This window comes from Paenarthrobacter sp. TE3676 (assembly GCF_056279165.1).
Map to the genome: position 1 here is coordinate 196,651 of NZ_JBWBQU010000007.1, position 26,166 is coordinate 222,816.

General features: G+C 62.1%; 28 protein-coding genes and 1 tRNA gene. 10 read left to right on the forward strand and 19 right to left on the reverse strand.

The genetic code is table 11. The features are described 5' to 3' along the window. Nucleotides 1–79: 79 nt before the first annotated feature. From ACZ881_RS17435 to ACZ881_RS17460, 6 genes are all read right to left on the reverse strand, one after another. On the reverse strand, nt 80–679 hold the full coding sequence (locus ACZ881_RS17435; protein WP_476117317.1) for a DNA-3-methyladenine glycosylase I: 600 nt from the start codon (nt 677–679) through the stop codon (nt 80–82). Between the two features lie 103 nt (nt 680–782). Beyond that, nucleotides 783–1,499, reverse strand: a complete 717-nt coding sequence (locus ACZ881_RS17440) for an alpha-ketoglutarate-dependent dioxygenase AlkB family protein (RefSeq protein ID WP_476117319.1) — start codon at nt 1,497–1,499, stop codon at nt 783–785. Then, entirely contained in the window at nt 1,496–2,125 is a 630-nt protein-coding gene (locus ACZ881_RS17445) for a methylated-DNA--[protein]-cysteine S-methyltransferase (RefSeq protein ID WP_476117321.1), read from the reverse strand. The genes ACZ881_RS17440 and ACZ881_RS17445 overlap by 4 nt, the downstream gene beginning before the upstream one ends. Further along, a complete protein-coding gene (locus ACZ881_RS17450; RefSeq protein ID WP_091464299.1) occupies nt 2,125–2,652 on the reverse strand; it encodes an RNA polymerase sigma factor in 528 nt (175 codons plus the stop codon). The genes ACZ881_RS17445 and ACZ881_RS17450 overlap by 1 nt, the downstream gene beginning before the upstream one ends. Next, on the reverse strand, nt 2,652–3,161 hold the full coding sequence (locus ACZ881_RS17455) for a methylated-DNA--[protein]-cysteine S-methyltransferase (protein ID WP_476117323.1): 510 nt from the start codon (nt 3,159–3,161) through the stop codon (nt 2,652–2,654). The genes ACZ881_RS17450 and ACZ881_RS17455 overlap by 1 nt, the downstream gene beginning before the upstream one ends. A 45-nt stretch (nt 3,162–3,206) precedes the next feature. Further along, nucleotides 3,207–3,461 carry a cell division protein CrgA gene (locus ACZ881_RS17460; RefSeq protein WP_017199768.1) on the reverse strand — a complete coding sequence of 85 codons (255 nt, stop codon included), beginning with the start codon at nt 3,459–3,461 and terminating at the stop codon, nt 3,207–3,209. 155 nt (nt 3,462–3,616) lie between these two features. On the opposite strand from ACZ881_RS17460, the gene ACZ881_RS17465 reads away from it, so the two are divergent. The 3 genes from ACZ881_RS17465 to ACZ881_RS17475 are packed head-to-tail and all read left to right on the forward strand — an operon-like array spanning nt 3,617 to nt 5,256. Further along, nucleotides 3,617–4,444, forward strand: coding sequence for a class E sortase (locus ACZ881_RS17465; RefSeq protein ID WP_091464303.1), 828 nt, complete (start codon nt 3,617–3,619; stop codon nt 4,442–4,444). A gap of 3 nt (nt 4,445–4,447) precedes the next feature. Beyond that, nucleotides 4,448–4,618, forward strand: coding sequence for a hypothetical protein (locus tag ACZ881_RS17470; RefSeq protein ID WP_178994679.1), 171 nt, complete (start codon nt 4,448–4,450; stop codon nt 4,616–4,618). Continuing rightward, a complete protein-coding gene (locus ACZ881_RS17475) occupies nt 4,615–5,256 on the forward strand; it encodes an aminodeoxychorismate/anthranilate synthase component II (protein WP_054808446.1) in 642 nt (213 codons plus the stop codon). Before ACZ881_RS17470 ends, ACZ881_RS17475 begins: the two co-directional genes overlap by 4 nt. 106 nt (nt 5,257–5,362) lie before the next feature. Here the strand turns inward: ACZ881_RS17475 and pknB are convergent, their stop codons facing one another. From pknB to ACZ881_RS17510, 7 genes are read right to left on the reverse strand one after another with little or no spacing between them, the layout of a single operon-like run. Further along, nucleotides 5,363–7,270: a Stk1 family PASTA domain-containing Ser/Thr kinase gene (gene pknB / locus ACZ881_RS17480; RefSeq protein WP_476117327.1), complete on the reverse strand. Its 1,908-nt coding sequence runs from the start codon at nt 7,268–7,270 to the stop codon at nt 5,363–5,365. A 9-nt stretch (nt 7,271–7,279) separates the two neighbouring features. Beyond that, nucleotides 7,280–9,121 (reverse strand): protein kinase domain-containing protein, encoded by a 1,842-nt coding sequence (locus ACZ881_RS17485; protein WP_476117328.1) that lies wholly within the window; start codon nt 9,119–9,121, stop codon nt 7,280–7,282. Next, nucleotides 9,118–10,575 (reverse strand): penicillin-binding transpeptidase domain-containing protein, encoded by a 1,458-nt coding sequence (locus ACZ881_RS17490; RefSeq protein ID WP_091464309.1) that lies wholly within the window; start codon nt 10,573–10,575, stop codon nt 9,118–9,120. The genes ACZ881_RS17485 and ACZ881_RS17490 overlap by 4 nt, the downstream gene beginning before the upstream one ends. Next, entirely contained in the window at nt 10,572–12,002 is a 1,431-nt protein-coding gene (locus ACZ881_RS17495; RefSeq protein ID WP_178994682.1) for an FtsW/RodA/SpoVE family cell cycle protein, read from the reverse strand. The genes ACZ881_RS17490 and ACZ881_RS17495 overlap by 4 nt, the downstream gene beginning before the upstream one ends. Continuing rightward, on the reverse strand, nt 11,999–13,693 hold the full coding sequence (locus tag ACZ881_RS17500; RefSeq protein WP_091464315.1) for a PP2C family protein-serine/threonine phosphatase: 1,695 nt from the start codon (nt 13,691–13,693) through the stop codon (nt 11,999–12,001). Before ACZ881_RS17500 ends, ACZ881_RS17495 begins: the two co-directional genes overlap by 4 nt. A gap of 3 nt (nt 13,694–13,696) precedes the next feature. Next, entirely contained in the window at nt 13,697–14,176 is a 480-nt protein-coding gene (locus tag ACZ881_RS17505) for an FHA domain-containing protein FhaB/FipA (protein ID WP_024818875.1), read from the reverse strand. 5 nt (nt 14,177–14,181) lie between these two features. Then, nucleotides 14,182–14,931 carry an FhaA domain-containing protein gene (locus tag ACZ881_RS17510; RefSeq protein ID WP_091464318.1) on the reverse strand — a complete coding sequence of 250 codons (750 nt, stop codon included), beginning with the start codon at nt 14,929–14,931 and terminating at the stop codon, nt 14,182–14,184. Nucleotides 14,932–15,306: 375 nt separating this feature from the next. Between ACZ881_RS17510 and ACZ881_RS17515 the strand changes: the two genes are divergently transcribed. Continuing rightward, nucleotides 15,307–15,389 (forward strand) — tRNA-Leu (locus ACZ881_RS17515). A 152-nt stretch (nt 15,390–15,541) separates the two neighbouring features. Here the strand turns inward: ACZ881_RS17515 and ACZ881_RS17520 are convergent. Continuing rightward, nucleotides 15,542–16,240, reverse strand: coding sequence for a FadR/GntR family transcriptional regulator (locus tag ACZ881_RS17520; RefSeq protein WP_178994686.1), 699 nt, complete (start codon nt 16,238–16,240; stop codon nt 15,542–15,544). Nucleotides 16,241–16,250: 10 nt separating this feature from the next. Then, a complete protein-coding gene (locus ACZ881_RS17525; protein WP_476117332.1) occupies nt 16,251–17,378 on the reverse strand; it encodes an L-talarate/galactarate dehydratase in 1,128 nt (375 codons plus the stop codon). 157 nt (nt 17,379–17,535) lie between these two features. On the opposite strand from ACZ881_RS17525, the gene ACZ881_RS17530 reads away from it, so the two are divergent. After that, nucleotides 17,536–18,246 (forward strand): hypothetical protein, encoded by a 711-nt coding sequence (locus tag ACZ881_RS17530; RefSeq protein ID WP_476117334.1) that lies wholly within the window; start codon nt 17,536–17,538, stop codon nt 18,244–18,246. Nucleotides 18,247–18,257: 11 nt separating this feature from the next. Here the strand turns inward: ACZ881_RS17530 and ACZ881_RS17535 are convergent, their stop codons facing one another. Further along, complete coding sequence (locus ACZ881_RS17535; RefSeq protein WP_476117336.1) at nt 18,258–18,986, reverse strand: TetR/AcrR family transcriptional regulator; 729 nt, start codon at nt 18,984–18,986, stop codon at nt 18,258–18,260. Between the two features lie 55 nt (nt 18,987–19,041). On the opposite strand from ACZ881_RS17535, the gene ACZ881_RS17540 reads away from it, so the two are divergent. From ACZ881_RS17540 to ACZ881_RS17550, 3 genes are all read left to right on the forward strand, one after another. Next, a complete protein-coding gene (locus tag ACZ881_RS17540) occupies nt 19,042–20,469 on the forward strand; it encodes a flavin monoamine oxidase family protein (RefSeq protein WP_476117338.1) in 1,428 nt (475 codons plus the stop codon). Nucleotides 20,470–20,553: 84 nt separating this feature from the next. After that, entirely contained in the window at nt 20,554–21,414 is an 861-nt protein-coding gene (locus ACZ881_RS17545; protein WP_476117340.1) for a universal stress protein, read from the forward strand. A 23-nt stretch (nt 21,415–21,437) separates the two neighbouring features. Beyond that, a complete protein-coding gene (locus tag ACZ881_RS17550; protein WP_091464338.1) occupies nt 21,438–22,943 on the forward strand; it encodes an APC family permease in 1,506 nt (501 codons plus the stop codon). Between the two features lie 69 nt (nt 22,944–23,012). Here ACZ881_RS17550 and ACZ881_RS17555 read toward each other — a convergent pair whose 3' ends face one another. Beyond that, a complete protein-coding gene (locus ACZ881_RS17555; RefSeq protein WP_476117342.1) occupies nt 23,013–23,576 on the reverse strand; it encodes a hypothetical protein in 564 nt (187 codons plus the stop codon). Between the two features lie 167 nt (nt 23,577–23,743). Between ACZ881_RS17555 and ACZ881_RS17560 the strand changes: the two genes are divergently transcribed. Then, nucleotides 23,744–24,127: a VOC family protein gene (locus ACZ881_RS17560; RefSeq protein WP_026005658.1), complete on the forward strand. Its 384-nt coding sequence runs from the start codon at nt 23,744–23,746 to the stop codon at nt 24,125–24,127. Between the two features lie 68 nt (nt 24,128–24,195). Here the strand turns inward: ACZ881_RS17560 and ACZ881_RS17565 are convergent, their stop codons facing one another. After that, on the reverse strand, nt 24,196–24,645 hold the full coding sequence (locus tag ACZ881_RS17565) for a DUF5997 family protein (RefSeq protein WP_062072297.1): 450 nt from the start codon (nt 24,643–24,645) through the stop codon (nt 24,196–24,198). Between the two features lie 33 nt (nt 24,646–24,678). Between ACZ881_RS17565 and ACZ881_RS17570 the strand changes: the two genes are divergently transcribed. Beyond that, a complete protein-coding gene (locus tag ACZ881_RS17570; protein WP_179018038.1) occupies nt 24,679–25,404 on the forward strand; it encodes a LysR family substrate-binding domain-containing protein in 726 nt (241 codons plus the stop codon). Here the strand turns inward: ACZ881_RS17570 and ACZ881_RS17575 are convergent, their stop codons facing one another. After that, the gene (locus ACZ881_RS17575) at nt 25,405–26,103 is read right to left on the reverse strand and encodes a GntR family transcriptional regulator (protein ID WP_476117345.1); all 699 of its coding nucleotides are present in this window, start codon (nt 26,101–26,103) and stop codon (nt 25,405–25,407) included. Between the last annotated feature and the right edge of the window lie 63 nt (nt 26,104–26,166).

Below are 26,166 nucleotides of genomic sequence, written 5' to 3' on the forward strand. Positions count from 1 at the left end.
CTGTGGATAAAGTTTCGCACTTCTGTGGACAAGAGCTGTGGACTAGCTCAAGACGTTCACCTCGGAGGCAGGCGGAGGCTCAGGCCCAAACTCCTGAGGTGCCGCGACGGTGGCTATCCACCAAATGAGTGTCGATGATGCCCACGGCTTCCATGAGCGCATACATGGTGGTTGGGCCCACGAAAGCGAAGCCCTTCTTTCTGAGTGCCTTGGATAACGCGATCGATTCAGGGGATGTGGTGGGGATGTCCGCCATGGAGCTGGGAGCCGGCGTACTCTCGGGTTGGAACGACCACACGAATTCGACCAGGCCCCCCTCTTCGCGCAGGGCAATGGTGGCCTTGGCGTTGGTGATCGCGGCATTGATCTTTAGCCTGTTGCGCACAATCCCGGCGTCAAGCATGAGGCGCTCCACGTCAGTCTCGGTGAAGGCGGCGACACTTTCCGGATGGAAGTGCAGGAAGGCCTTCCTGAAAGCGTCCCGTTTCCGAAGAATGGTGGCCCAGGAGAGACCGGCTTGGAAGGCTTCGAGGCTGATGCGCTCATACATGCCCTGCTCATCGCGGACGGGCATTCCCCACTCGTGGTCGTAGTACGCCTGCAGGAGGGGATCCGAGGAGGCCCATAGGGGGCGCGCCAGCCCATCCTGACCAACGATGGTGCCGTTATCCGGGCTCATGCATGCTCCTCTGCAGCCGCACCGCCAAGGCGGTGGGACGGTAATTCAGCTTCAGGGCTAGTGTGCCCGGTGCCTCTGACATTCTTGTGATGGCTCCGCGGCATCAGGACATACCCGTAACTCGCATGGTGATGTTGATCCGTCCCTGTGAGAGGCCACAACCATCCGGTGCCGTTCCGGGGAGAACTTTGGGAATGCCGTGATACGCGAAACGTGATGGTCCTCCAAAGACGAAGAGGTCTCCGGAGCGAAGTTCAACATCCGTATATGGCTTGGTCCGTGTCTGAGTGTTGCCAAAGCGAAAGAGGCAGGACTCCCCGATGCTGAGCGAAACCACGGGTTCGTTGGAGCGCTCGTCCTTGTCCTGGTGCATGCCCATGGCAGCACCGTCGTCGTAAAAGTTCACCAGCGCGGCATCGGGTGTGTAATCCTTGGCCAGCTTGATCAGGGCTTCATCATCTTCAAGCCCGGAGGCGTAGGCCGCTTCCACTCCCTGCCGCCCCAAGCGCACCATCCAGTCCGGAAAATCGAGCACGGGGCGTCCGTTGACGTCCGTGGCTTCCCTTGTGTACCGGTACGGCTGCCAGTGCCAACCAAGGCATACAGTCCTTACCGACATCTGGTGTCCGCCAGGGAGGGTGGCGGCACGCAGGGGAACCGGTCCTTGCGTCCACTCACCAAAGCGCGCAACGATCCACCGTTGTTGTTCAAGCGTGAGCCAACCAGGCACATGGACGGCGCCGGGTGCGACGAGGCGCGGACCGGCGTCGTGCCCTTCCGGCTGCAGAAGTTCCAGCGGAAACAGAGCGTCGTCACTCATGCCGCTGCCTCAAGGCGGAGCAGTGCGCGTTTGGCCTCGCTTCCACCAAGGTAACCGCCGAAACTGCCATCAGACTTCACTACCCGGTGGCACGGCACAATGAGGGGCAAAGGGTTGGTGGCGCAAGCGGTTCCGACTGCCCGGACCGCGTTGGGGCTGCCAGCTGCCTGGGCCACCTGGGCATAGCTGGCTGTGCTGCCGTAAGGGATCCGAGGCAGGTGGCGCAGGACGTTGAGGCGGAAACCCCGGCACGAACGGAAATCCAGCGTGAGATCGAACTCCGTCCTGGTGCCTTTGAAATACTCGTCGAGTTCCCGGGCGGCATCGTCCAATCGGGCTGGTGCCTGAAGGATCCGCGGGCTCACAGTGTTGGCCAGGAGCTGCAGGACGGAGTCGTGGTCTTCAAGCTCGTACGCGACGCGGACGATTCCCCGATCTGTCGCGGCCAGGAGCAGCTTCCCCACAGGAGAGTCCACAACCCTGTAAGCGATGTCCAGGGTGTGGGTGAGTTGAGCATCCCGGGCCAACCGGGCGTGGAGGCTGGCGATGGCTGGTTCGAGTCCTGCATCCAGGGGGTGCAGGAGCGAAACTACCTCGGCGTGATCGGGGCTGAGTTCGAGGGTCATCAGATATCGCCTTTCGAGGATGTGTGAGCCAGCGACTGATGTGCCGCAAGAGCGGAGCGGAGTGATTTAACACCGTCAGCGCCGGCACGGCGGGCAGCCTCGGCGGTGCCCCCCAACAGGGCAGCAACATCGTTATAGGGAAGGCCGGCAAGGTAGTGATAAGCGACGGCCTGTCGTTGCTTCGGCGGAAGGCTCGATATTGCGTCGAGCAATTCCTCATGCCCGTCACCGGGAATGCCGAGGCTGGAATGTTGTTCGGGTGGGTGGTCCACCGGAAGGGCGCGGCGGGTACCGGCACGCACATGGTCGATGCACTTGCGATGGGCGATGGTGACCAGCCAGGCTTCAACGTTCGCCCCTGCAGGGAGGGTGGGGTAGGCCTGCAGGGCGGCCAGAAATGTGTCTGACCACGCGTCATCGGCGTCATGCACACCGAGAACTGCACGGCACACCCGAAGCACGGTGGCACCTTGTTCCCGGACCACTGCTTCGAACGGCTTCTTGTTGCCCATTTGCCCTGGCTTCATTAGAAAAGCTTGCCCTCCCGCACTTCTGCCGGCTCTTCCAATTCCAAGAGGAAGCGCTTGTTCCAAAGGCCACCCGCGTAGCCGGTGAGTTGTCCGTTGCGTCCCACCACCCGATGACAAGGAATGATGATGCTTATGGGGTTGCGTCCAACGGCGGACCCAACAGCTTGGGCAAGATGAGGATCCCCCAACTCTGACGCCAACTCCCCGTAACTGACGGTTTCGCCGAAGGGAATATGTTTAAGTCGATCCCAGACCTTCTCCTGGAAGGGGTTGCCCGAGGCTTCGAAAGGGACGTCGAAAACTGTCCGATGACCATCCAAATACTCGGCGAGCTCGGTTTGGGCCCGCGCGAAAACCGGGTCCTCGATTCCTGTGGGATCTCCGAAGTAGTCCGGCGGGGGCATATGCCAGTGACCTTCGTAAAAGATGCCCGTCAAAAATTCCCCGCGGGCAGTCAGCGTTAACTGCCCCAACGGGGAATCCAAGGTGGTGTGCCGGCTGTTCATATCCTGTAGACGTTCACGGGCACGGAAATGTGAGGTGCTGAATTCCTAGGAGCGCCAGCGAGTGGTCATAAGGAAGCCGATGATGGCGATCCCGAAGCCTGCCACGATGTTCCACGAGGCCCACTCGCGGATTGGGAGCTGGCCTTCAGTGATATAGAACGTGATGATCCAGATAAGGCCGAGAATCATCAGGCCGAACATAACAGCCTTGTACCAGACCGGGTTCGGTTTGTACTGCTGCGCTGCGGAAGTCTGCTGGGCCTGACGGGCAGGCCGCTTGCGGGGCTTGGACTCGGGCACGGATCCTCCTGGCTGTTCGGTTAATCCCCGTTCCGCCAGCCTTGATATCCTGCAGGAAGGAAATTTCCAGCGGTTAACGGCCACACGGCGTTCCGGGTTGGTTCTAGCTGTCAAGTCTAGCCGCAACCTGGGTCCGCCCGTGCCGCCCGCGCCCTATGCAAGGAGACCCTGTGGCGCATCAGCAGCAGACGGCGGCTTCAGCCATGCCGTCCGCCCGCCAAGGGCAGGAACTGCGCCCGCGGAAGCGTCTCCGGGCATCGGACGTCATCCGAAAAATCAGCCAGATCCTGGGCGAACTGCTCATCACTGCAGGCATTGTTCTTCTGCTCTTTGTGGGTTGGGAACTGTGGTGGACCAACGTTCAAGCGGACGCAAAGCAAACTGAGGCGGTCAAGAGTTTCGCACAGGAGTTCTCCGGCCCCGTAACTCCGGCAGCACCTGCCGCACCTGTGGATTATGGACCGCCTGTGGTCGCACCGGCACCGGCCTACGCCGGAATGATCGGGATTATGTACATCCCCCGCTTCGGCCCCGACTACACTCGCCCCATCATTGAGGGCACCGGTTCGGACGTCCTGGACACCCTGGGACTTGGACACTACGGCAGCACCTCCATGCCAGGCGCGCCCGGGAACTTCGCTGTGGCGGGACACCGTCAAACCCACGGTGCCGTACTGGACAACATCCACACCCTGGTTCCCGGCGACAAGATCTACATCCAGACCGCAGACGGCTACTACACCTACGTCTTCCGTAACAACCAGATAGTCCTCCCGGACCGGACGGACGTTTTGATGCCCGTTCCCACCGAACCGGGTGTCCAGCCCACGGAAAGTATCCTCACCATGACGAGTTGCAACCCGCGCTTTGGGGCACAGGAACGCATCATTGCTTACTCCATGCTGGATGGTTGGCAACCCGCCTCAGCCGGACCGCCGTCGGAAATCGCCGCCCAAGTAGCCCGGGCTCACGGAAAGGGGTAACGGATGTACGCGTGGATCTTTCGTCATTTGCCTGGCCCCCTGTGGGTGCGGATCCTGACATCCTTGGTGCTGGTGGGCGTAGCCCTGGTACTGATGGTCGAGTTCCTGTTCCCGTGGTTCTCCCAATTCACCACATTGACCGACTCAACGATTGGTTTAGTGCAGCAGCCATGAGCACAACAAAAATCCTTGTAGTGGATAACTACGACAGCTTCGTCTACACCCTGGTGGGATACCTCCAGGAACTCGGTGCCGAGACAACGGTGGTCCGCAACGACGACGTGACACTTGCCGAGGCCACCGAGCTCGCAGCAAGCCGCGACGGTGTGCTGGTCTCCCCCGGTCCGGGAACCCCTGCAGAAGCGGGCGTCTGCATTGAGCTCATCAAATGGTGTGGCGAGGCCGCCAAGCCCATGTTCGGTGTTTGCCTGGGACACCAGGCCCTCGCCGAGGCCTATGGCGGTGTGGTGACTCACGCGCCGGAGCTTATGCACGGCAAGACTTCGCCCGTCCGTCACGAAGGGAAGAGCGTTTTTGCCGGCCTGCCCTCGCCAGTGACAGCGACGCGCTACCACTCACTCGCAGCAGTACGGGACTCCATCCCCGACGTCTTGGAAATCACCGCCGAGACCACCAACGGAGTGGTGATGGGCCTGCAGCACAAGACCGCGCCCCTATGCGGCGTCCAGTTCCACCCGGAATCGGTGCTCACCGAAGGCGGGTATCAGATGCTGGGCAACTGGTTGGAGTCCCTGGGCATGACCGGGGCAGCCGCACGTGCATCGAAGCTGAGCCCGCTGATCAAGCAGTAAATAACCCAAAGACCGTCTGTCGCGGGCCGGTGACCGGAAGCGTGCGTCAAAGCGACGAAGGAGCAGCACGCAGAGGTCGGCGGACGCGACCGACGCAGAAGCCCCCTTACTTCTTGGTGGGTGTGGGCTTCGGCGACGGCTTCTCGGTTTCCGTAGGTGTGGGCGTCGGGGTGGGTGTGGGCGGTGGTGCCGGGGCCTTGGCCACCGTGACAGTTACCACCTTGCCCTGGGCCACCTCAGTGTTGAATGCGTCGCTCTGAGCTGTGACTGTTCCCGCCGCAACTTGAGAGTTCTCTTGCTCCACCACTGCCATGGTGAGTCCGTTGGCTTTGAGCGCCGCTTCGGCTTCAGCCAAGGGCAATGCGATCAACTGGGGCATGAGGACCTTGCCCGTTGAAACCTGCAGCTCCACCTTGGAATCTACGGCTATGGCGCCGCCAGGGGCGGGAGCCGTGCTGATCACAACGCCTGCGGGGACAGTGGGGCTGTGAGTCAAAGCGGTCACTACTTCACCGGTGATGCCAAGCCTGCGCAAAGCTTCCCGTGCGTCGGATTCAGTGCGCCCCACGATGTCCGCCGGGATGGTCACCGAGCTGGGACCGCTGGAAATTTTGAGGATGACTTCAGCATCCTGTTCCAACATTGCGCCGGCAATCGGCGTCGTTCCGATTGTCATGTCCTTGGCCACGGTGTCGCTGGGCTCACGCACGGACTTGGGTTTCAGTTTGGCCGTGAACAGTTCTTGAATTGCTTGGCTTTCCGACATGTTGGTCACTACCGGTACGGCTATTTTCGCCGGGGGCGGCGGTTGCATGTTCATGAGGCTGTAGAGCCAGAAGCCACCACCTGCCAGCACCAGAATGGTGAAAATAACCAAGGTGGCAACCCAGGCACGACGGCGGGACTTCTGGCGCGCCGGCAGCTCCCGTTCGGGTGGGAGGCCCAAGGGAAGAGGCTCTTCCTGGGGCTGATCAACTGGCTCGTCCTTGAACTGCCCCGCATCGAGGAAGCCCACGGCCGTGGTGCTCAAAAGCTCTGTGGCCGGGTCTTCGGGTTCCACGAGGTCGTTGGGGTCCGTAGGGGCCTCACTGGCCGCCACTGCCGGCACGGGAATGCCGTTGCTGGCCGCGCGCAGCGCACGGCGGAAGGCGGCAGCGTCCTGGAAGCGATCTGTCCGGCTCTTCTGCAGTGCCTTTACCAGGACTGAGTCCAGGGCTTCGGTGACTTCCGGGTTGTGGGCACTGGGCAGGTCCGGCGTCTCGCGGACGTGCTGGTAGGCAACCGATACGGGGCTGTCGCCGATGAACGGAGGCCGACTGGTCAGCAGTTCGAAAAGAAGACAACCGGCCGAGTAGAGGTCACTGCGTGCATCCACCGTTTCACCACGGGCCTGCTCCGGCGAAAGGTATTGCGCAGTGCCCACCACGGCTTGTGTTTGCGTCATGGTGGCGGCGGAATCGGCCATGGCACGCGCGATGCCGAAGTCCATGACCTTCACCTCGCCGGTGTCGGCACACACCATCACATTGGCTGGTTTGATATCCCGGTGGACGATGCCGGCCCGGTGGCTGTACTCAAGAGCGCCAAGGACCCCCAAGGTGAAGCCGATGGAGTCCTCCACCCCAAGCTCGTTGGCCTTGATCATGTCCCGCAGGGTGCGTCCGGCCACGTACTCCATGACGATGTAGGGGACACGCACGTCCTCGCCCGGACCTCCCGGAACCGAGTATTCTCCGGTATCGAAGATGGCCACGATGGAGGGATGGTTCAACGCCGCTACAGCCTGGGCTTCGCGTTTGAAACGGGCCTGGAACTGGGGATCCCGCGCAAGGTCCGCGCGCAGCACCTTGACGGCGATGGTCCGTCCCAGCAGGGTGTCCGTTCCCCGGTAGACGTCCGCCATACCGCCACGACCGATCAGCTCGCCAAGTTCATAGCGGGAATTGAGGATGCGCTGGGAGGACACAGGTGTGCTCTCCTCTCGATGCGCAGGACCTGGACGTGACGTTGACATGGCGTTTACTTAGTCGCTCGGGCTGCCGGAGCCGCTGGGGGTAGCACTCGACGAGCCGGGATCAACCGGAACCAGTGCCTTGGACAGGTAATAGGTGACCGTGGAGCCTGCGGGGACCTGGGTTCCAGCCGCCGGTGAGGAACGGACGAACGTTCCCGGCTGCTGGCCGATGGCGCCGTTCACGGGTTCTCCTGCAACCCACAAAAGACCGGCTCCTTCGATGGCTTGGCGAATCTGCGATTCGTCAACACCGACTCCGATAGCGGGGACAGCGACCAATTCGGGGCCTTTGGAGTAGGTGACGGTGATGGTTTCGCCAGGTTCACGAGGTCCGGTGGGATTGAGAGTCGTTACGATTCCTGCCTCGGCTGTGTCGTCGAAGACCTCCTGGCCGTTCACTCCGAAGCCCAATGCTCGAAGTTGCGCGCTGACAGTCTCGAAGGGTTGGCCAACATACTGCTCGGGAATGATGTTGATCTTCTGGGGAACCGACTGAGTGGGCTGCGGTGCCTCTGAGGTCTCTGTGGGCCGCGGCGTAGGCGTAGCTGACGTGGATGTAGGACTCGCGCTCCGGCTGGTGCTCGTGGTGGTTGACTCGGTGGGCGCGGGGCTCGGCGAGAAGAAACCTGACTGCGAAATCAGGAAACCAACCAAGGCAAACAGGACCAGCAGAATCAGGGCAACAAGGGGCCAGGTCCAGGGGCTGCGCTTCTTGCGCTCGGGTTCAGCATCGTCGAAGTTCTCTTCTTCGGTGTAGACCACTTCGTCGTCGTTGAGCTGACGTTCGGCCTCCAGCGCGTTTGCACGCATCAGGGGGTTATCCGAAGACGCGGCGGCGGCTCCAAGAGCAGCCCCTGCAGCCCCGGCGCCGAGCACCGGCAGTGCGGACGTCGCCGTCGTCGACTGTTCCTTGCCGTAAGGCGAGGTAACGACGCCGGTGGGTGCCGTTGCGGTGTCCACCGGCGCAGTGATGGGTCCGGTATTGGATTCGAACAACAGCATGCCGGGCACGGCGGCGTGGGCGGTGGCGATGTCACCGTTGCGGATGGCTTCCGCGGCTTCGGCCAGCTTGATGGCGTTGGCCGGACGGTTCTTCGGATCCTTGGCCAGCATGGACATCAGCAGTGCCCGCACGGGGGTGGGCAGCGTCTCCGGAAGGGGCGGCGGTGCGTCATTCACCTGGGCCAGGGCAATGGCAATCTGGGATTCGCCGGAGAACGGACGGTGCCCGGTGAGGCACTCGTAGCCGATGACGCCGAGCGAATAAATGTCCGAAGAACCCGTGGCGGTCTGGCCGGTTGCCTGCTCAGGCGCCAGATACTGGGCGGTGCCCATGACCTGGCCGGTCTGTGTGAGCGGCACCTGGTCAGCCAATCTGGCAATGCCGAAGTCGGTGACCTTGACGCGGTTGTCGGGCGTGATCAGCAGGTTGCCCGGCTTGATGTCGCGGTGGACGAGGCCCTGTGCGTGCGCAACGGCAAGGGCGCGCGCTGTCTGCGAGATGATGGAGAGCGTCATGTCCGGCGAGAGCACCTGCTCCCGTTCGAGGATGCCGCTCAGGGGGTGTCCGGGAACGAGTTCCATGACCAGGTAGGCCGAACCGGCTTCCTCGCCGTAATCGAAGACGTTGGCGATGCCCACGTGGTTGAGGAGGGCGGTGTGACGCGCCTCGGCACGGAACCGCTGAAGGAACCCGGGGTCACCCGTGTATTCCTCCTTGAGCACCTTGATGGCAACGATCCGGCCGAGGATCTGGTCCTTGGCCTTCCAGACCTCACCCATGCCGCCAATCGCAATGCGACTGGTCAGCTGGAACCTGCCGCCGAGTGTGATTCCCGAAGTAGGCCTCACTTATTCAACACCGCCTCAAAAATCTTCTTTGCGTTCGGACTGGTTAGCTGGGCCCCGGTTTGCACGTCAACACTCTCCATGACAATGGTGACGGCTACTTGCGGGTCGTTTGCCGGGGCGAACCCGGTAAACCATGAGTTGTTCAAACCTGAATCACCGAGCTCGGCCGTGCCGGTCTTACCGGCCACCTTGACACCGGGAACGGCTGCGCCCCTGGCGATACCGTTATCCACGGCGCTGGTCATCCACTCGGTGATCTGGGTCGCGATGGGCTGCGTGGTGCTGGTGCGGAGCGCCTCAGGCTTGGGTTCGTTGATAACGCGAAGATCGGGTGCACGGATGGCCTCAACCAGGTTGGGTTTCATCTGCACGCCGCCGTTGGCGATGGCCGCCGTCATCAGGTTGATCTGCAGCGGTGTGGCTTTCACGTCGCGTTGACCCACCGACGACTGGGCCAACTGGGCCTGGTCTAGGTCCTCCGGGAAGACGCTGGTGGCCTGCTGGAGCTTAAGCTGGTCGCCAAAGTTTTCGCCGAAGCCGAACTTCTGCGCTTGCTCCCGGATGGCATCCTGGCCGAGGTCCAATGCGATGCTGGCAAACGGAGTATTACACGACTGCTCCAAGGCAAACGCGAAGGACGCTGTTTCGCGAACGTTGCAGTTACCGCCGGCATAGTTGGGGAGGCTGGCACTGCTGCCAGGCAAAGGCAGGCTGCTGGGGTTCGGCAGTTCGCTGTCCTTGTTGTACTTGCCCGAGTTCAACGCAGCCGCGGTATCAATGAGCTTGAAGACCGATCCGGGCGAGAGCAGGTTACCCGTAGGGCCGCTGACGTTTTGGTTCAGGTTGATGCCCGGAATCTGGTTCAGCTGAGCGTAGTTGGCCTCAGCCGTGGTGCGGTCATGCGAGGCAATCAAGTTGGGGTTGTACGACGGCTTGGAAACCATCGCGAGGATAGCGCCGGTCTTGGGGTTGGTGACCACAATGGAACCGCGCTGCCCCTCAGGAATGAGATCGAAGGCCAGTTGCTGGATGGCAGGGTCCAAGGTCAGTTCCACAGATGCGCCCTTGGGCTCCTTGCCCAGGAACATCTGGCTCATGCGATCCAGGAACAACTGGTCGGAGTTTCCGGCCAGGGTTTCCCCCATGGATTGTTCCAGGCCGGTGGAACCAAAGAACTTGGAGAAGTATCCGGTGATGCCGGCGTAAAGCTCCGGCTGGTTGTACTGACGCTGGAATGCGCAGGATTCGGTTCCCGTGACTGATTCAGCTACTGGTTTTCCACCCACAATGATGGAGCCACGCTCATTGCAAAAAGACGCCAGAACGGCGCGCTGGTTCCAAGGATTGGCGTTGAGGTCATCAGCGCCAATGACCTGAACGTAGCTGATGGCGCCGAAGATCAACGCGAACATGGCGACGGCAGCCATCCAGCTGCTGCGAATAGCCTGGTTCATTGTTGCTTCACCGCCTCTGTTGGTGCGCTAGGTGTCTGGCCTGTGGCCGGTTTGCGTGTTCCCGGGGTGCTACTGCTTGCGGGGGGTTTGTTGACCATGGGAGTGGTGTCCACCGGGCCGCGGGCCGTGTTGGAAATCATGAGCAGCAGGCCAACGATTATCCAGTTGGCCAGAAGCGAGGAACCGCCAGCGGCAAGGAACGGAGTCGTGAGCCCGGTCAATGGGATGAGCCGGGTAACTCCACCGATGACGACGAAGCACTGCAGGGCAATCGCAAAGGACAAACCGCACGCCAGGAGCTTTCCGAACGCATCCCGGGTGCCCAAGGCTGCACGGAAGCCTCGAGTGAACAGCAACAGGTAAAGCATCACCACGGCGAAGAGGCCAATCAAGCCAAGCTCCTCACCGATAAGGGCAACGATCATGTCGCTGTTGGCGAACGGAACCAGGTCCGGCCTGCCTTGGCCAAGGCCGGTGCCCACCAGGCCGCCGTCGGCCATCCCGAACAAGCCCTCTACGATTTGCCCGCTACCACCGGGAGACCTGCCGAAGACCTCAGGCGTGAACGCATTGATCCAGCTGTCGATGCGGAACGCCACGTGGGAGAAGATCTGGGAGGCAATGAAGCCGCCGCCCAGAATCAGCAGCAAGCCGATGACCACCCACGAGATCCGGCTTGTAGCCACGTAGATCATCACGATGAACAGGCCGAAGAAGAGGATGGAGGATCCAAGGTCACGCTGGAAGACGAGAACACCGATGCTCACCAGCCACGCGGTGATCATGGGGCCGAGGTCCTTGAAGCGGGGGAACTGCATAGGGCCGATCTTCCGGCCAGCCAACAGAATCAGGTCCCGGTTGGAGGACAGATAGCCGGCAAAGAATATGGCGAGAGTGATCTTGGCGATTTCACCGGGCTGGAACGTCATGGGACCCACTCGGATCCACACGCGCGCACCCAGGATTTCGCCGGCGGAGATTCCCGGAATCAATGGAAGGACCAGGAGGAAAGCACTGGCCGCCAAGGAGATGTATGTAAAGCGGCGAAGGATGCGGTGGTCCTTGAGGAACCAGATCACGGCAATCGAGACCGCCATGGCAATGAGTGTCCACCGCAGCTGATTGTTGCCCGTATCGTCCGCGGGACCGTCCATACGATGTATCAGGGCAAGCCCAAGTCCGTTGAGAGCTACAACGATCGGAAGTATTACTGGATCGGCATATTTCGCCCGGAGCCGGAGCACCACGTGGAATGCGAAAGCTGCAACCGCAAGGAGGCTCGACTGGAACCAGAAGTCGCTGTCCAACCCGACCTCCGAGTTGATGCTGACCAACGCACTAGCGCCAATGCCGACGGCAAGGGCCAGGACGATGAGAACCAGCTCGACATTGCGGCGGGGTTTGGGTGCTATCTCAGTCTGCATCATTTGGCCGCCTCACAGGGAGTCGGGACGGGTGAAGGAGTGGGGCTGGCAACGGCAGCCGTGCTGGGTATGGGCACAGTGGCCGACGGGGTCGGCGTAGCGGATCCCGAGGCTGTGGCCGCGGGGGTGCTCGGGCAGTTGGCTGAAGCGCTGCCAGTGTTCCTCAGGTTCTCCACAATGCCCTGTGCGCTGTCGAGGTCACCCGCCGGAACTGTCTGGCGTACGCTCTGCTGGCCGTATTCCGGCAATGAATCCACCCTGATATCGGTAACGGCCTCAAGCCGGGAAAGCTGAATGGGTCCGAGCCTCTGAGAGATCCCGTTGAAGATAGCGACCCGCTGGTCGTATTCGCCAACGTAATAGCGTGTCTGCGTCCAGGCATAGCCAAGCCACAGGCCCACCACGACGCCCAGGACCACAACGGCCGCGACAGCAGGCATGAGCCAACGCACACGGCGACGGGCCGGCTCTTCGATCTCAACACGGTCTTGTTCTGCTTTATGCGTGAGGACCGTTGCTGCCCTGCGTGCGACGGTGCGGCCGGCGACGGTGGGAATGGAGCCCGTTTCAGCAGCAGTGGCGGCAGCGCCAACAAGTTCGTGGGGGCGACTGGCCAATTCCTCGCGCAGTACTTCAGCCGACAAATGCTCACCGAGATGGGGGTCGGTGGTGGTGGGTGGCTCCGTGGACTCTTCTGACGATCCAGCCTCGTCCTCTTTGTCGTCCGGATCTCCTGCGCTGAACGAAGATCCAGCGTCGGCATTCCGCGCGGCTTTGGCATGGGACTCGGTCTTGCTGTCCTTTTCCGCCTTGTCCGCGGCCAGGTCATCAGCTGACTTGGTAGCCGTGACTGCCTCGGGCTCGTCAACCGCGGCAAGCGCTGCTGCCGGAACGACGTCGACGGCGGCCGTGTTGACGTCGTCGTCGGTCTCCTCCGCAATCTCCAGCATCACCACGGTGACGTTGTCCGGGGCGCCGGCTTCCAGCGTCAGATCCACCAGGATCTCAGCACATTCACGCAGGTCCTTGGTCTCGCGGACCATGCGCTCCACCACGTGGCCAGCTACGTAATTGAGCCCATCGGAGCAGAGCAGCCAGCGTTCGCCCGGTTCGACGTCCAGGACATCCAAGTCCAGCTCAGGGCTGGCATCGACGTCGCCGAGGACGCGCATGAGGACGTTCTTGTGCGGATGCGTTTCCGCTTCCTCCGGGCGGAGGCGGCCTTCGTCAATGAGGCGCTGCACGAAGGTGTGGTCAATGCTGACCTGCTCAAACTTCTTGTTGCGCAACCGGTAGGCACGGGAATCGCCAATGTGGGCAAAGTGGAGCTTGCGTCCCTCCAAGAGCAACGCCGTGACCGTGGTGCCCATGCCCGAGAGCTTGGGATTCTGGTGGACAAGCTCGGAGAGCAGGGAATTTGCGGTCTGGATCTCGTCAGCCAGGACGGTGTCCGCGCCCTCCGGGTAATCGTCATGATCAAGGTGGATCATGTCCAAGACCGTTGAAGCGGAAGCGACATCGCCGCCAGCGTGCCCGCCCATGCCATCGGCCACCACTGCAAGATGGCGGCCCACATAAGCGGAGTCGTCATTCTTGGAACGGATCCGTCCGACGTCGGAACGCGCCGCGTAGCGCATGATGAGCGGGCGCTCCGCAGGCTTTTCCTGGCCTTTGGGGGTCTCGGAAAAGGCCATGGACTACGGCCTCAATTCAATGACCGTCTTGCCGATTCTCACGGGGACGCCAAGCTCAACCGGCAAGGCGCGGGTGAGCTGTTGATCGGCCAGGTAGGTGCCGTTGGTGGATCCGAGGTCTTCGATGAACCAGCGGCTGCCCTGCGGGAACAGGCGCGCATGCCGCCCGGAAGCGTAATCATCTTCCAGGACAAGCGTGGCTTCCTGTGCGCGGCCGAGCAGGATGGGGCTGGCGGCCAAGGGAACCGTGGTGCCCTTGAGGGGGCCCTCCGTGACTACCAGTGTGCGCGCATGCTGGATTGCCGGCGGCGGAGAAGCTGCCAGCTCAGGGTGCTTCCGGACTTCGCGTGCGGTGGGAACACCAGTTACGGCCTTGCGGCCAATCTGGAAGTCGCGGCGCATGGTGGTCACAATGCTGAAGATCAGGACCCACAACAAAAGAAGGAACCCGAAGCGAAGCGCTGTGATGGTCAGTTCGCTGATGTCGTTCACGCGTGGCCACCCGGAGTTTGGGGGAGTAGGCGGAAAATAATCTTGGTACGTCCCATCGTGATGGTTGAGCCGTCTGTCAGCTCCACGCTGCCGTTCACTTTATGCCCGTTGACGTAACTGCCATTAGTGGACCCGAGGTCAACGGCCCAAGTGCCGCCGTTCTCCGTGCGGACCTCGAGGTGTTTCCGTGAAACGCCTGTGTCATCTACAAGGATGTCGGCCTCGGATGAGCGGCCCAGCACCACGGAGTGGGCGTTGAGGGAATACCGCTGGCCACCAATGTCCAGCACGGGCTGGAGGCGGGTGGGTTGCCGTGCCGGGGCAGCAGGAACATGGGCACGTGGAGCTTGTGGAGCAGGAGCAGCGTCATCGGACGATTTCTCGGTCCGGGAGTTTATTTCGAAATGTCCTGCGCGTTCTTCGTCATTGCGACGGAACGAGATACGGACAGCGCCTTGGAGCGTGTAGCCCTGGCTGCGGACGTGCTGGATAACGACGTCGCACAGTTCCTCGGCGAGGGGTGTTCCCCATTCCTGGGCCCGGGCGAAGTCTTCGTCGCTGAGCAGGACATCGAAAACATTGGGAGCGAGCGTCCGCCCGGCTGCGATGGTGATGGACTTGTTGTCCAACTCGCGCCTCAGCTTGCTTGCGATCTCCACTGGTTCAACACGTGCCCGCGACCCCGTGGAGAAGACGTTGCGGACGGCCTTTTCAATGCCGCGCTCGACTTTGTCCAGCAAACCCATGGTCCTTCTCCTTTCCTTGCCGCGGCACCCGTTGTGCCTGGTCCGATAGTCCGTCCATTCCTCCGTCTGCGCACACGGCGAAGTATGCGCCTGACGGCCCTTCCACTTCCCGATACTACTGGGACTGACTGGGAATGGCCTTAATCCACAACGCCTTGCGACCCGGAAAAGTTCGTTCCCGGCCCTTGTTGGCGCGGGAGGCGGGGAATGAAATTTTCGTTCGATTCAGCTGTTGTTGGGGTTCTGCCAGGCTCGACGGGGGCTCTGCCTCCCGGCCGATTGGTGTTTTGCTCCGGATGTCCGTTATGCTTGATCTCGCTGCTTTTGAAGGAAACGAAGCTGGGAGACCAGCCAGAGTCCGGAAAAAGAAGTTGCGCGCGAGTGGCGGAACGGCAGACGCGCTGGCTTCAGGTGCCAGTATCCGAAAGGGTGTGGGGGTTCAAATCCCCCCTCGCGCACGCAATTGAAAGAGCCCCGGTCTTAGGACCGGGGCTCTTTTGCTGTCTTGGGCGCGACTCCCGCCCTTGTTCGCTCCGCTCACCGTGGTAGGGCGGGGGATTCGAACAAGACAGGGACTGGGTGACCAAGCGGGTCCCGGGCGGGCGGAAGGTCAGTTGCCTGCGGAACCCGTGAACCGGCGTCGTGAATTGCTCAGGTGCAGGCGCATGGCGGCCGCGGCAGCTACTGGGTCGCCCTCCGCGATGGCTGCGTATATAGAGGAGTGTTCGTGGACCACTTGCTCGAAGCGTCTTCGGGAATCTTGCTCATCGCTTGAAACGAGGCGTGGGCGGGGCATGGTGATCATGGTTTGGCCCAGGGCGGAGATGCAATCCGTATAGAAGGGGTTGCCGGTGGCCGCCGCGACTGCCCGGTGGAACTCGAAATCGGCCTTCATTGAATGGGCCGGGTGGCCTGAGCTCGCAACGAACTGCTCCAAGGCGCCGTGCGTAGCCTTCAGCTGGTGTTCTGTGTGGTTCCGGGCGGCAAGTGCTGCGGCTTCTGTCTCGACGCCGATCCGGAAGTCGAGCATCTGCAGCCGCTCTTCCATGCTGCCAACGGCCCGCGTTCCTGGTGCAGGCGTGGGTCCGTCCGCGGGCGGGGTCAGCGCGAAGCTGCCCCGCCCACGTTCGGTTTCTACAAGCCCCTCGGCCTGCAAACGGGTGAGGGCGGAACGGACAACGGTCCGGCTCACCCCGAACTCACTGATGAGGGTGTTTTCGCTGGGGAGCTTCTCACCTGGCTGGATGACACCGTCGACGATGCGGTTGCGAAGGTCGGCGGCGAGATCCGCGGTCAGGTTTCGGCTCATGGGTTCAAGATTACGCGCCGAATTCCACTGATTCGGTGGTCCATGCCCGCGCCTGTGCGCTCAAGGTAACACCCAATCCAGGGCGGTCCGGAACGATCATGCGGCCATTCTTGGTTTCCAGGCGCTCCTCGAACAGCGGGTCAAGCCAGTCGAAGTGCTCCACCCAAGGCTCACGCGGGTAGGCAGCAGCCAGGTGCAGGTGGATTTCCATGGCAAAGTGCGGGGCGAGGCCCAGCCCTCTTTCATCAGCCAACGCCGCGAGGCGCAGGAACTGGGTGATGCCGCCAACGCGGGGAGCATCGGGTTGAATGATGTCGCAGCTGTTCGCATTGATGAGGCCCTTGTGCTCGGCAACGGACGCCAGCATTTCACCGGTTGCGATGGGTGTGTCCAAGACCTGTGAAAGGTGCGCGTGGCCTTCGAAGTCATACGCGTCCAGTGGTTCTTCGATCCAGATGAGATTGAATTCTTCGAGTTGGCGGCCCATGCGCAAGGCGGTGGCGCGGTCCCATTGCTGATTCGCGTCCACCATGAGCGGGACGTCCCAACCGATGTGCTCGCGAACTCCGGCGACGCGGCGGAGATCTTCCTTGGAGTCCGGCAGGCCGACCTTGATTTTGATTCCGCCAATCCCCTCGTCGATGGACTGTGTGGCGCGCTCCTTGACCTCATCCAAGGTGGCGTTGAGGAAGCCGCCGGACGTGTTGTAGGTCTGGACCGAGTCGCGGTAAGAGCCCAGGAACTTGGCAAGGGGGAGCACGACGCGCTTCGCCTTGAGGTCGTAGAGGGCGATGTCTATCGCGGCCAATGCTTGCGTTGCCACACCGGAACGCCCCACGGAGGCGCCGGCCCAAAGAAGCTTGGTGTAGATCTTGCCGATGTCGTTGGGGTCCTCGCCGACGATGCCCTCTGCGACCTCCTTGGCGTGGGCATATTGTGCCGGGCCGCCTGCGCGCTTGGAGTAACTGAATCCGATGCCGCTGTGGCCCTGTTCCGTGGTGATCTCGGCGAACAGGAACACCACCTCGGTCATGGGCTTTTGCCGGCCGGTGAAGACTTTGGCATCGCTGATGGGCACAGTGAGGGGCAACCTTGCGGTGGATAGCTTGACGTGACGAATGAGATCTACGGTGCTCATGGTTCTCCTAGTGGGGACGGCATCCTTGCCTGCCACTTAGAATACAAGTTTAAAACTTGTACTACAAGAGGGTTGCCTGGCAAAAGACCCGCTAAAAGACCCGCAGTGTGCGCTTCACGTTGAGCGCGATCTGCGCCTGTGCTCGTAGACTCCCTGTGTGTCAGAACGAAAAACAGGACAAAGAGTGGCCGGGTATCGCAAGGATTTGCGGGGCAGGCGTCCAGCGGGCAAGGCGGTCGCCATGGGCAAGGCCAGGAAGAGCCTGAAAGCAGCCATTGGTGCTCTCGCGCTATCCCTTGCCCTGGCCGCCTGCTCGGGGGCCGTCTCCGGCAATCAAACGACCGCACCGGATGCCGGCGAGTTCGACACCCTGACGTCCGCTGGGGCCGAACGTATAACGTCACAGGGGACAGCAAAGCTGGATATGACAAAGGGGAAACTCGAAAAGGAGGCCGTGGGCCTACCTGCGGACGCTGCGAAAGGCCCCCTGATCTTTGCTCAGGACGGCCGCGAGATTGAGATCAGCATCGCCGGTCCCCAAGGAACCGTTACTGGAAGCTCTGACACCCTCAAATTTGCAACGGACTCCGCGCGCTCCGATTTCAAGGAGGTCACTTTCTACCACCGGTTCGACACATGGGAGGACCTGGAAAAGGACGTTCGTGACGCGGTTTCCCGTTACGGGTTGGACGCCGACGACGCAGAATATTGGCTCCAAAACGTCAACAAGACCAGCAGCTCAGTCGATCTGTTCAATCACAGCCTGGGTCCCGGCACGTCCACCGGCTTGGCGGTCACCTACGACATCGCCTATGAGTTCCCGGATCCATCAGTCATAAGCATTCGCGTCAGCCCTCTGGGCGGCTGAGTACCCCCGCGTCAGTCAGAAACGGCTTCCCGCAGCGCCCCGAACCCTGTAATCAGAGCCTCAAGTCCCAGGTTGAATGCGACGTCGGTCGGCCGAGCGTGCTCCTCGGCAGCCAGCCGGTCCACGGCGGCGGTGAAGTTGGGGACCTGCTCGGCGAGGCTGCCGGCGTCGAAGATGTCCTCCGGCGCGGTGACGTCATAAGCGGCACCGAAAACGAACGCCTCCAAAGCCACAATCGCCGAGATGATCTTTTCTTCAGGGAACCCGGCATCGCGGAAGCCCGCAGTCACGGCCTCGTACATCGCCAGGGTTTTGGGGGCATTTGCCACGGGAAGCACTGCAATCACGGGTATCAGCGGCGTATGTTCCGAGAACACGTCGCGGTAGGACCATGCCCAACGACGCACTGCCACATCCCATGGTTCCGAGCCAAAAGCGGAGACATCCACCATCGCCGCCAAATGGTCTTCCACCAGCAGTAATACGTCGTCCTTGGAGCCCACGTGGTTGTACAGCGCAGACGGCGCGACGCCAAGGGAGCGTGCCAAGGCGGCCATAGTGAGCCCGTTGTAACCCTTGCTGCTGATCAACTCAAGCGCGGCCGTCGTGATCCCGTTTTGGTCCAGGATCGCTGCCGTCGGTCGACCGGCGCGGCGGCGTACAGAGCCGACCGGGAGGGCGGAAGGGGCGGGCGTTGGTGCGGGCATCGGAGGCCTTTCTGCTGCCTGTTTCCCCAGCATTATTCCATCGGGCCTTCACAGTGGGCGTCTCCAACGCTACTATGGAGATAAATGAATGGCATTCATTTATTGGTCAGCCACCACGGACGGCCACGGAGAGGACATCATGCAAAATCTTGATCGCGACGTTGTGATCGTCGGTGCCGGACCGTCAGGGCTGACGGCGGCACGTGAATTGAAGAAGGCCGGACTCAGCGTTGCCGTGCTCGAAGCACGCGACCGGGTGGGCGGCCGTACCTGGACCGACACCATCGACGGCGCCATGCTGGAGATCGGCGGCCAGTGGGTTTCCCCCGACCAGACAGTGCTCATGGAACTGCTGGACGAGCTCGGCCTGAAAATGTACTCGCGCTACCGCGACGGTGAATCGGTCTACATCGGCGAAGACGGCAAGCGCACCCAGTACACCGGTGACACGTTCCCCGTGAACGAAACCACCAAGGCCGAGATGGACAAGCTTGTTGCCATTTTGGACGGTCTCGCCGCCGAGATCGGTCCCACCGAGCCCTGGGCACACCCCAAGGCACGTGAGCTGGACACCATCTCCTTCCACCACTGGCTCCGCCAGAACTCCAACGACGAGGAAGCCTGCAACAACATCGGCCTCTTCATCGCCGGCGGCATGCTGACCAAGCCGGCTCACGCTTTCTCCGCACTGCAGGCAGTCCTCATGGCAGCCTCAGCCGGGTCCTTCAGCCACCTGACGGACGAAGACTTCATCCTGGACAAGCGCGTCATCGGGGGCATGCAGCAGGTCTCGCTGCTGCAGGCAGCAGAGCTGGGTGACGACGTCGTACTTAACAGCCCGGTTCGCACCATCAAGTGGGACGACAACAACGTGACTGTCGTGTCTGAACAGGCAACCGTCAATGCGCGGTTCGTGATCATGGCAGTGCCGCCGAATCTGTACTCCCGCGTCTCGTTTGAGCCGCCGCTGCCGCGCCGCCAGCACCAGATGCACCAGCACCAGTCGCTGGGCCTGGTCATCAAGGTCCACGCCGTGTACGACACACCGTTCTGGCGCGAAGAAGGGCTATCCGGCACGGGCTTCAGCGCAGGCGCGCTGGTCCAGGAGGTCTACGACAACACCAACCACGGCGACACCCGCGGCACCTTGGTGGGCTTCGTGTCCGACGAAAAGGCTGACGCCGTGTTCGAGCTCAGCGCCGAAGACCGCAAGAAGGCCATCCTCGAGTCCATCGCCGGCTTCCTCGGCGACAAGGCGCTCACCCCCGAGGTCTACTACGAGTCCGACTGGGGCTCCGAAGAGTGGACCCGCGGCGCGTACGCCTCCAGCTACGACCTCGGTGGCCTGCACCGCTACGGCAAGGACCAGCACGCGAACGTCGGACCGATTTACTGGTCCTCATCCGACTTGGCAGCCGAGGGCTACCAGCACGTGGATGGCGCCGTCCGCATGGGCCAGGCAACGGCCGCCCGCATCGTCGAGGCCAACAGGCTCGCCGCGGTGCCTGTCGCCTAAGGCATACAGCACTAAACCGGCAGGCTGGGGGAGCACCATCCCCGGCCTGCCGGCTCCACTGTTTAAGACGAGAAAGGGACCACCATGCGCTACGTAGTGGGTTATACCGCCAACGCGAGGGGGCACGACGCCGTTCATCTTGCCGTTGCGCTGGCCAGGAACCACGATGTCAGCCTGGACCTGGTCCTGGTGATCCCGCAGGATTCCCCCTTCAATGCCGTCTACCCGCCTGAGGCCGGCTACAACGACATCCTCAACGAGCAGGCGCAGCGCTGGTTGGACGAAGGCCTTGCGCTGGTTCCAGCCGACGTCACCGCCCGTGCCCACATCAGGCGCGGCGACTCCGAAGCGCAGGCGTTGATCGACGCTGCCGTGGAGATGGACGCCGCGGCCCTGGTCATCGGCGCAACCAACGGTGGCCTGTTCAAGCGGTTCACCATCGGCTCCGTTGCGGGTTCGCTGCTCCATTCGTCGCCGGTTCCGGTCGTTTTGGCCCCCCACGGTTACCAGCGGACGGAGCCGATCACCCGTTTGAGCTGCGGTTTTGGGACGCGTCCGGGCGCTGATGAACTGCTCGACGTCGCGGTCGAGTCCGCGCGCGACCGTGGCCTTCCGTTGCGGCTCGTCTCGCTGTTGGCGCTCGACGGCGGTAACTCGCCTGGGTTGGCCGACGCGGCCTGGATGCATGCCGCAGAGCGGCTTGCCGCCGTCGGAGGTTCTGCTGTGGAGACGCCGGATCCTGAGATCGTCGTCGCGCAGGGCCGCACCATCGAAGAAGCCGTTGACCGACTCGACTGGGAAGACGGCGAAATCCTGTTGATCGGCTCCAGCCGCCTGGCCCAGCACCGGGCCACATTCCTTGGCAGCACCGCCAACCGGATCCTGCGTGCCCTCCCCGTCCCCATGATCGTGGTCCCCCGCGACTACACGCGACAAAGCTCCTAGCAATCGCCTGAGAGGCAAAACCCATGTCAACTGCACCAAAGACGGTCCAGTCGAAAGAAACACCATCCCTGAGTGAAAAGGGGCTGAAAGCCGGATCGGTGGGCCTGATCGGCGCCGTCGTGATTGGTGTTTCCTGCATCGCACCCGCTTACACGCTTACAGCTGCCTTGGGCCCCACCGTGTCCGAGGTTGGCGTCCATCTGCCCGCCATCTTCCTGGTGGGCTTCATCCCCATGCTGCTGGTAGCGCTCGGGTACCGCGAACTGAACAACGCAATGCCCGACGCCGGCACCTCCTTCACGTGGGCGACGCGCGCCTTTGGTCCATGGATCGGCTGGATGGGCGGCTGGGGGCTGATCGCGGCAACCATCATCGTGCTATCCAACCTCGCCGCCGTCGCCGTGGACTTCTTCTACCTGATGCTCGCGCAGATTTTCAGTAACCCGGAGCTAGGGGAGCTCAGCAAGATCCTGCCGCTGAACATCGCCACCACGCTGGTGTTCATTGCCTTGGCTTGCTGGATTTCCTATCGCGGCATGGAGACCACCAAAGGCGTCCAGTACGTGCTGGTGGCCTTCCAACTGCTGGTCCTCGGCTGGTTCGCCGTCTCAGCGTTCGTGCACGTATCCAACGGGACGGCCTTCGACGCCACCGCCATTTCGCCCGACTGGTTCAACCCGTTTGCCGTGGACTCCTTCTCCTCGTTCGCCGCGGGTGTGTCGCTCTCGATCTTCATTTACTGGGGGTGGGACGTCACCCTCACCATGAACGAGGAGACGAAGAATCCCGAGAAGACCCCAGGCCGGGCAGCGACCATCACTGTGCTGGTCATCGTGATCATCTACATGACCATTGCACTGGCTACGCTCTCCTTCGCGGGCGTGGGGGAGACCGGATTGGGTGCCGGCAACCCGGAGAACCAGTCCAGTATCTTCGCCGTGCTTGCCGGTCCCGTGATGGGTCCGTTCGCCATCCTCATGTCGCTCGCCATCCTGAGCAGCTCGGCGGCCTCCCTGCAGTCGACGTTCGTTTCACCGGCGCGCACCATGCTGGCCATGGGTCACTACCGCGCCATCTCGCCGCGCTTTGGCCGTATTAGCCCCACCTACAAGTCGCCCAGCTTCGCGACGATCGCGGCTGCGATCGCTGCCGCCGGTTTCTACGTGATCACCCGGACCGTGTCGGAGAACGCGCTGTGGGACACCATCACCGCCTTGGGAATGATGATCTGCTTCTACTACGGCATCACCGCCCTGGCCTGCGTCTGGTTCTTCCGGGCATCAGCGTTTAGTGGCGTCCGTCCGTTCTTCTTCAAGTTCCTGGCACCTTTGTTGGGCGGCGTGATCCTGCTGGTCATGTTCGTGAAGACCGCCATGGACTCGATGGACCCGGAGTATGGCTCGGGCTCGTCCGTTGGCGGTGTGGGCCTGGTGTTCGTGCTGGGAATGGGCGTGATCTTGCTCGGCGTGGTGGTCATGTTGGTGATGTATCGCCTGCGTCCTGAGTTCTTCAAGGGCAAGGTTCTGTAGTTTTTGTCCCGACCTCCCGCCGAGGTGGCATTTAATGCCAATGTTGCTCGCTGGGATGGTTATTAAGTGTCATCTGGGCGAGGGGAGGGCGGCCGTTGGGACGCCCGCTGCCCGTTCGGCTGCCGTGAGGGCTTCCGCGAGTCGCTCGACGGCGGCACGGTAGTCAGTTCCTGCTGTCACCTTGCAGTAATCCGCCTCGCGCATGGCCCGCGTAAGAGCCGCTGTTTCGGCAGTCCTGACGTCGGTCATGGCCGGAAAATCGATGGTCCGCGCAGGATCGAGCTCGTACTGGCGCCACTGCTCAAGGATCCTTTCGTGGCGGGCTGCGTCGTCCGGGAAACCAGCACGACGGCGGGGCTCAGCTGCGTGGATGCGTTCCACTTTGCGGATGCTTAACAGCGTTCCTGCCGCAGTGGCGATGCCGACGAAAACCATGATGAGCCCGGCCGGTGCCCATTGCACGGCAGGGACCAGAATGGCGGGCGCTATGACAACGAACCCGCCGAACACGTCCCAAAAGAGCCCGTCCGGCTCCGGGCCGCGGCCGCGTGTCAGTTTCCTGTGCAGGACATACGTGGTTGCTGCGGTTGCAAGAACCAGAGCTACACCCCACAGGAGCATCATGGCGGGCATCGGACCACCTCCAGGCGAATTCGCTGCTTTGAATTCAGTATGCGGCAGTGTCTGCTTGGGCGACACCTTCCACGGGACAATTCATCACCGCGCGCACAGGTGAATTGTCCGGATGCGGGTGTCCTCTGCCCGGGACACTGTCGGACCCCGGGCGTAGCCTTGGGCGCATGAGACTGAAAATGTGCAGCATCCATGTCAAGGACCCCGCAGCAGCCCACGTCTTCTACACGGAGACGCTCGGCTTCGAGACCTTAATGGCCATGCCCGAGTACAACCTTTTCATCATCAAGGATCCCGGCGCGGACAACAGCAGTTCACCCGGCCTGCTGCTGGAGCCCAGCGACAACCCCATCGCCTCGAATTACATGAACGCCCTGCACGAGTCCGGCCTGGCTGCCATCACCTTCGGCGTGCCCGATGTCCAGGCCGAGTATGAGCGTTTGCTTGCCGCCGGTGTGACGTTCCAAGGTGAACCCTCCGAGGACCCTTCAGGCGTCAGCGCAGTCTTCGACGACGGCTGTGGCAACTTCATTCAGCTGCACCAGGACTAGCCCGGTTTAGGCACCCGGCCTTAAACAACTGTGGCCGGGACGCAGGTCCCGGCCACAGTTCGTGAAAACTACGCGTGATCGCGCTTGGAGGTCTTCGGAGCATCACGCTTTGCGGCAGCGTTGTCCCTTGCTTCCTTGGTGGCGGCCTTCTTGGCAGCTTCGTCCTTGACGCGCTGCGCTTCGGAGCGGACAGCAGCGTGTGTGGCGCGTTCGGTGACCAGCCACTGCGGCGGAGCCTGCAGCAGCTCGGTGATTTCCGCCGTCGTAAGCGCATCCTCTACGCCGCCGCGGGCCAGGCCGCTGATGGAGATGTTGAGCTTGTGCGCGACTACCGGGCGCGGGTGAGGGCCGTTGCGGCGCAGTTCGGCGAGCCACTCCGGCGGGTTGGCCTGAAGTTCGGCGAATTCCTCGCGGGAGATGGACGAATCCTGGAACTCCTGGGGTGTTGCGGGCAGGTAGATGCCGAGTTTCTTGGCAACTGTTGCCGGCTTCATGGACTGGGAGTTCGAGGACGTCATGCTTCAAGGGTATCTGGCCGGTACTGTGAGTGTGTGCCAGACGCTGAAGATTCCGCCGAAACAACCGAACCCCTTGCCGGCCTCCGCTTCGCCTATGTTGCCGGTGTGACTCCTGGGAAATGGATCCGACGGTGGGAAGAACGGATGCCCAACTTCCCGTTGCACTCATTCATGTCCGACGACGCCGCTCAGGTTTCGGTGTTGCGTGACGGTTCCGCTGACCTCAGCTTCGTTCGGTTGCCCGTGGACCGCGAAGGCCTGAACGTTATCCCTTTGTATGAAGAGCAGCCCGTGGTGGTCGCTCCCAAAGGACACGAGATTTCGGTGTTTGAGGAAGTTGCACTGGACGACCTCGCCGAGGAGAACTTCCTGGATATTGACGAAATGGGCGGGCCGGACATGGCCCTCCAGGTGGTCGCATCCGGCGCCGGGTTGGCGATCCTGCCGATGTCCGTTGCGCGGCACCTGAACGTGAAGGACACGGTCATGCGTCGTCTGACAGGGGCTCCGGGGACGCAGATCGGCCTGGCCTGGCTGGTTGGAACCGACAGCCCGGTGATCGAAGAGTTCATAGGAATAGTGCGCGGGCGGACAGCCCAGAGTTCGCGCCAACCCTCGGCTCAGCAGGAAAAGCCCAAGAAGGAGCCCAAGCCTGATCGTCGTGGCGGTGGCCCCAAAAAGCCCGCGGTTGCGCAGCGCTACGCCCCGAACCCGGACAAAGGTCGCGGCAAGGGTTCACGCAAGAAGGGCAAACGCTGACTACTCGCCGTGGATGGCGCTTTGTTGCTGCTCTGAACGGTTGAGGTAGGCCAGGAGAAGGTCCCCGGCACGCTCCAGCTCGCCCGCTTCCAATGCTGAGCAGATCTGCTCATTTTCCTTCAGCCAATCGCTGTAGAAGTGGGCGTTCATGGTGGCCTTGTGGAAGTAGAGCCGCATTTCGGCCAGGATCTGCGCCATGATTGTGTTCAACCGGTTGCTCTCGGCCAAGGCGACGATGGCCCCGTGGAAATGCTGGTTGGCGCTGCCCAGGCCCTCGTTGTCGTTGGCTGCAGCCGCGCGCTTACCTTCTTCGACGGCGGACCTGACGGCGCCAATGCGCTCCGGGGACCCACCCGCTCGGATAGAACTGACCTCTATGGCGCGGCGAACCGTGTAAACGTCGTGGATGTCGCCTGCTTCGAGGGTGGCTACAAAAACGCCCTTATTGGGCTGGCGGAGAAGTAACCGCTCCCCGGCCAGCTCGGCGAATGCTTCGCGGACCGTGTTCCGGGAGACGCCCAGGTCCTCAGCAATGGTGGCTTCGGTCAGCTTGGCGCCCGGGACAAGAAAACCTTCGGCCAGCTGGTAGCGCAGTTCCTCGGCGACCCTCTCGGCAACGGACGGAACTTTCATCCGTACCCGGGCCCGCGCGCTATCAAGGCCAACATGTTCGTTTCTTCCCTGATCTGCACTGGCCATGACACCAAAAATACACGATCGCCCAAAACCAGGATCGCTGGATCGTTGAACAATCCGGCGAAA